Genomic DNA, 3,888 nt, shown 5'->3' on the forward strand with positions numbered 1-3,888 from the left:
TTTATTATATTCTAATTTAGTGCTGTTTAATAAATGATTTGCATTACGCGTTGAGTTGTCCATAGAAATAAATCGCGCGGCATGCTCAGAGAGTAATGATTGAAATATGAGATGTTGTAATTGAGCTTCAATATATTGTACAGCGAGTGTATTTAAAATTTCTGCTGGTGATTCATCCCACAGATACCCTTCTGTTGGCGGCATTATTTCAGTAGATATTTGCGTGAAGTTGAATGGAATAAGGTTGATTGCCGTTGCTTCAAAGAAATTTTTGAATATATTATCGATATGCAATAATTTGTCCACGAGCAATGACACATGTTTTTTTCTATCTTACAAAATAAAAAATCAATGCCTTAATTTCGGTCGCATATTTTTATATAGACCTTATACTTAAAAGCATAAAGTGAGTCATTGCGTTTATTATTCAAGCTATTAAGCGAGGTAAAAATGATAACAGAAAAAATGAAACAAGAATTTTATAGTGCATTGCATGAAATTCCCTATGATCAAACAAAAAGTTATGCTGATCAAGCAAATATTATAGGCAATAAATTTGCATGTAGAGCTGTAGCAAATGCTAATGGGGCTAATCAAATTGCTATTGTCATTCCTTGTCGCCGCATTATCAATAGCAATGGAGATATTGGTGGATATGGCGGCGGTATTGCTCGTAAAAAAATGGCTTCTTGATTTTGAAAGTTTAGACCATGACAAATAAAAATGATCAGATTAAATCAATTTTGACAACATCATCAACTGTAGCCCACGATAAGCAGAGCTATTTTTTTAAAACCGGCATAGGTAGTTATGCAGAGCATGATCAATTTATTGGTGTTCCTGTTCCTGCATTGCGTGCAATAGCAAAAAAATTTTTAGATTTATCTCGCGATGAACTTACGAAACTTTTTGAATCAGCAATTAATGAGGAAAGATTGTTAGCTCTGATTATTTTAGTGCAACAGTATCAAAAAGCTCAGGAGGCTAACAAAAATGAACTGTATCAATTTTACATGAGCAATTTGAAGTACGTTAATAATTGGAATCTTGTCGATGCATCAGCACATTTGATTATAGGTGCTCATTTGTTACATAAGGAGAAAAATATTCTTGTAGCATTAGCTCAGTCAAATATTCTATGGGAACGACGTATTGCAATTATTTCAACATGGTATTTTATACGTAATAGTGAATTTGAATGGACCTTTAAAATCGCCTTGCTGCTACTAGCTGATACGCATGATCTTATTCGTAAAGCTGTCGGCTGGATGTTGCGTGAAGCTGGTAAAAAAAATATACAATTGTTAATCAATTTTCTTGATACATATGCTACGCGCATGCCAAGAACAATGCTGCGCTATGCTATCGAAAAGTTTCCAGAACACCAAAGAAAATTATATTTGGAGGTTCGATAGCGGCCACCTTTGTTAAAAAGACATGAAATTATAACTTTTTAATTTATCACAATTGGTTCTTCAGTTATTTCCCATGTATATATATGAACCCATTCAACTTCGGGCATTAAAAAAACTTCTTCCGGATGGCATAATTGACTCCATATGGCTTCTTCATTATTAACTTGTTGCTGAATTTCTACATTATATACATACCCCTCTGAGTAGTTCCAGGAAAGAGGGAAAAGCGTAAGTAAGTCTGATATTTTAATATTATGATTATTTAGAATACTATAAATAATATTGTTAGATTCGGGTTCCTTCCAGTATAAACTATTTGCTTCTAGGATGATATGTGTATCGGGCAAGCTTCTTTGTATATAATTGTCGAGTTTAGTAGATAATTTTTGTATATTTATATTTTTCTGAGCAATTAAATGAATTCCAATATAGTAATATAATTTCATTTGTGTGTTACCCTTCCATTTAAACTAACATTGAGATGACTATTATCACGCGTCATCCATCCTACTTTGCTTTGTCCTTGTGGTGACAATTGAACATCCCATTCAAAATCTTGTCCTATAGTTCTACTTTTTCCTCGAAGCCAAACATTATCAAATCTATCTATAAAACCTGTTCTTTTGTCATGCCATCGTGTGCGTGGCAATCCATCGGATATGTGAAGTTTTTTAGGAGGAACATACCACAGCTTTCCTTTTGTTGGGAGCTTTGCGTCTTTTATTAAACGCTTAATACTTTTATGATTGGCTACTTTGTTTTCAACGCTGTTTTTTACATTTATTGTTGTGCTTAATTGTCCAGACTGTTTAAGTCTAGTTGATTGAGACGTAGCTTTAAGCAGTAACCCATCTGGAGTTGCTAAATACTCTTGCGGACTCAATAAGGGGTTGTTTTGAGCAAAATGAACACTTTTTTGCTTAATGCTAGTACAAAATTTACCCAATCCACTCAGTAATTTACTTTGTGCTTTCCATCCAACTGCAAGGGCAGTGCCATTTTCGATGGCATCTCGCAATGACATTTTTTTGTTTTGTATAGCAGTAATAATGTTATTCAGCGGTTCACTGTAGTTATTCCATTTTTCTTTTGCTTGGCATACATCAACTATGGCTGTTAAACCAATATCAGCAACATTATAGATAATTTTACAAAGTTGGTATGCAAGAATTTGTCGACCAGCAATGATAGATGCTGTTGCTTCAATAGGATTTTCAATTATATCGCTAGCAGCAGAATATAATCCTAATACAGCTCCTTCAATAATTGCCTGACCATAATCAATTAATGTCCAACAGAAATCAGCAATATACATAGCTTTATCTGTAAGGCCTACATGATTATAGGCAACTATTGATGCAGAATAATCAATTAATGCTTCTTGATGATCATGCAATGCTGAATGTGCAGGTAAAGAACTAATGCGCTCAAGAATATTAAGAGATTCGTTATGCAGAGCCAGTTGTAGCGGGTTGCCTGTACATTGGTTAAATTGATTTTCATCATGGCCATGATTATGTAATAGTTGTTTGATGTTATTGTTTAAGTCATATATTTTTGTTTTATGCGCAGTAATATTCGCATTGCACATATCATTATATATTTTTAATCGTTTCTCAATGGCAAGAGATAATGATGGTATATAAGTGCGATATATAGAATCTAATATTTTGTATTCAGATATGCATTCATGAAATGTCGAAATCATTCGTTTGGTGTTTATTTCATCATACAAAAATTGTATACGTTTTTTTAATCCTGGATAATATGATCCTGAGAGAGTAGATAAAAATTTTTTGAACGAAGTAAGATTGTTAAGTTTTTTGTGGAGTTGATTTATTGTGTTTTCATAGTCAGGATATGTTTTTGCAAGTTTTACAAATTCATCAGATGTGTATAAACGGTCGTAATTTAAAATTTGGCTTTCTGTAAATCCACAAGCGTCAAAATAGTGTTTATAGTGCTCGATCGTATAGTGTGGTGATATGCCTCTTGTTTTAACTATTTCGTTATAATATGTTTGCTGCGAAGGGAGCCATTTAGCATCATTAGAATGGATGCTATGAGAGTTGGCATGTGATATATTTATAGCTTGTAATACGTGTGGTTCGTGAACAAAATGCATATCAGAGGGATTGGTAAACCCTATGGCAAGTAAAAATAGTATAAAAATGCGATATTTTATATGCGTTAGATTCATTACTATCTCTTTGATATTTTAAATCTCTATATTCTGATCATTGGTCAGAAGCATGAAAAGCGTAAGCTAAAGGGTAGGGCTGCAGGTTGAAAGTGTTAAAAATTACCCGTTAATTCGGTGATTTCTGTTGTAATTTTTGCTTGACGTACTTTATTATATTCTAATTTAGTGCTGTTTAATAAATGATTTGCATTACGCGTTGAGTTGTCCATAGAAATAAATCGCGCGGCATGCTCAGAGAGTAATGATTGAAATATGAGATGTTGTAATTGA

At 33.2% G+C, this 3,888-nt stretch carries 5 protein-coding genes; 2 read left to right on the plus strand and 3 right to left on the minus strand.

All coding sequences use genetic code 11. From position 1 onward, the window contains the following. Window positions 1–306 (minus strand): F0F1 ATP synthase subunit gamma (locus VLB80_00335; GenBank protein HSC24650.1); only part of this gene is annotated, 306 nt, incomplete at its 3' end. Window positions 307–450: 144 nt separating this feature from the next. Between VLB80_00335 and VLB80_00340 the strand changes: the two genes are divergently transcribed. Continuing rightward, window positions 451–693: a methylated-DNA--[protein]-cysteine S-methyltransferase gene (locus VLB80_00340; protein HSC24651.1), complete on the plus strand. Its 243-nt coding sequence runs from the start codon at window positions 451–453 to the stop codon at window positions 691–693. 17 nt (window positions 694–710) lie between these two features. After that, window positions 711–1,415, plus strand: coding sequence for a DNA alkylation repair protein (locus VLB80_00345; protein ID HSC24652.1), 705 nt, complete (start codon window positions 711–713; stop codon window positions 1,413–1,415). 38 nt (window positions 1,416–1,453) lie between these two features. Here the strand turns inward: VLB80_00345 and VLB80_00350 are convergent, their stop codons facing one another. Then, the gene (locus tag VLB80_00350) at window positions 1,454–1,861 is read right to left on the minus strand and encodes a hypothetical protein (protein HSC24653.1); all 408 of its coding nucleotides are present in this window, start codon (window positions 1,859–1,861) and stop codon (window positions 1,454–1,456) included. Then, window positions 1,858–3,615, minus strand: a complete 1,758-nt coding sequence (locus tag VLB80_00355; GenBank protein HSC24654.1) for a polymorphic toxin type 17 domain-containing protein — start codon at window positions 3,613–3,615, stop codon at window positions 1,858–1,860. The genes VLB80_00350 and VLB80_00355 overlap by 4 nt, the downstream gene beginning before the upstream one ends. Between the last annotated feature and the right edge of the window lie 273 nt (window positions 3,616–3,888).

The sequence above is a fragment of the Candidatus Babeliales bacterium genome (assembly GCA_035455925.1).
Lineage (GTDB): Bacteria > Babelota > Babeliae > Babelales > Vermiphilaceae > SOIL31.

What these genes read in the sequence shown, in the direction of transcription:
- VLB80_00355 (HSC24654.1), bottom strand. Translation starts at nt 3,615, where the DNA reads ATGAATCTAACGCATATAAAATATCGCATTTTTATACTATTTTTACTT.
- VLB80_00345 (HSC24652.1), top strand. Translation starts at nt 711, where the DNA reads ATGACAAATAAAAATGATCAGATTAAATCAATTTTGACAACATCATCA.
- VLB80_00350 (HSC24653.1), bottom strand. Translation starts at nt 1,861, where the DNA reads ATGAAATTATATTACTATATTGGAATTCATTTAATTGCTCAGAAAAAT.
- VLB80_00340 (HSC24651.1), top strand. Translation starts at nt 451, where the DNA reads ATGATAACAGAAAAAATGAAACAAGAATTTTATAGTGCATTGCATGAA.